The organism is Vibrio sp. 378 (genome assembly GCF_033339435.1).
Genome location: NZ_JAWOUO010000939.1, coordinates 1 through 567 on the forward strand (window position 1 = coordinate 1; position 567 = coordinate 567).

Genomic DNA, 567 nt, shown 5'->3' on the forward strand with positions numbered 1-567 from the left:
TGCAGAGTACAAAATCAACTACAACTGGAGCCTACGTGCTGAATACCAACGCTACCAAGACATGTCTGACGACATCATTGATGACATGGATTCTGACTTCTTCGGTATCGGCTTCAACTACAAGTTTGGTTCTGAGCCAGTAGTTCAAGAAGAAGCAGTTGAAGAAGTGGTAGAAACACGCCCATCTACTCGTATCGTTGAGCACGTGTACCCAGCTCAAACAGCAACAGTACAATTCGGCCTAGAAAGCGCAGAAGTGAAAGATGCATCAGCACTTTCTGGTACAGTTGATCTAATGAACACTTACCCACAAGCTAAAGTTGAGATCACTGGTTACAGTGACACAACGGGTTCTGCTCAGTACAACCAACAGCTAACTGAAAAGCGTGCTAAAGCGGTTGCTAATGAGTTTGAAGCGAAAGGTATCGCTGCTGACCGTATGACAGTTAAAGGCATGGGTGAAGCAAACCCAGTTGCTAGCAACGAAACTCGTCAAGGTCGCGAAGCGAACCGTGGTGTGGAAGTAGTTGTTGCTGGGGTTGGATACCAAACGACTGGACAAGCTCA

1 protein-coding gene is annotated in these 567 nt (G+C 46.6%); it reads left to right on the top strand.

Going from position 1 to position 567, the window contains the following annotated elements; all coding sequences use genetic code 11:
- Nucleotides 1–567: OmpA family protein (locus tag R7Q48_RS29715; protein WP_318133969.1), on the top strand; the 567-nt coding region annotated here is incomplete at both ends.